The sequence below is a fragment of the Mycobacterium sp. E3247 genome (assembly GCF_001667785.1).
Taxonomy (GTDB): domain Bacteria; phylum Actinomycetota; class Actinomycetes; order Mycobacteriales; family Mycobacteriaceae; genus Mycobacterium.
Genome location: NZ_LZJG01000079.1, coordinates 1 through 802 on the forward strand (window position 1 = coordinate 1; position 802 = coordinate 802).

The window sequence follows — 802 nt, forward strand, 5'->3', positions numbered from 1 at the left end:
TCCCTAACCCAGCTCGCGGATCTGGGCATCGAGGTGAAGATCGCTACCGGTGACAACGCGCGGGTGGCCGAAAAGGTGTGCGCCGACTTGGGTTTGGCCTCAAAGGGAACCATCACCGGCGCGGAGATGGAACAATTCGGCGACGAAGAATTCGAGCACGCCGCACAGAATTACACCATCTTCGCCCGCATCTCGCCGGAGCAGAAGGCGCGGCTCATCACCGCGGCGCGGCGCACCGGCCGATCGGTGGGGTTCCTCGGCGATGGAGTCAACGACGCGCTGGCTCTGCATGCCGCCGACGTCGGGATCTCCGTCGACAGCGCAACCGATGTGGCGAAGGACGCTGCCGACGTGGTGCTGCTGGAAAAGGATCTGGGCGTGCTGGCCACCGGGGTAGCAACGGGCAGAAGGATTTTCGCCAACACGATCAAGTACGTGCTGATGGGCACGTCGAGCAACTTCGGGAACATGTTCAGCGCCGCGGCCGCATCGGCCCTGCTGCCGTTCCTGCCGATGCTGCCCAGCCAGATCCTGCTGAACAACCTGTTATACGACTCCTCGCAGCTGGCGATCCCCACCGACAGGGTCGACGCCGAGCAGCTGCACGCGCCGTCGCACTGGAACGTCGCGTTCATCCGCCGGTTCATGCTGATCTTCGGACCGATCAGCTCGCTGTTCGACTTCCTGACGTTCGGGTTGATGCTGGGCGTGCTGCACGCCGGCGCGATCGAGTTCCGCACCGGGTGGTTCGTGGAATCGCTTGCGACGCAGACGCTGATCATCTTCGCGATCCGCACCCGCA

At 64.0% G+C, this 802-nt stretch carries 1 protein-coding gene; it reads left to right on the forward strand.

The genetic code is table 11. From position 1 onward, the window contains the following. Positions 1 to 802 (forward strand): HAD-IC family P-type ATPase (locus A9X04_RS04425; RefSeq protein ID WP_156764214.1); only part of this gene is annotated, 802 nt, incomplete at both ends.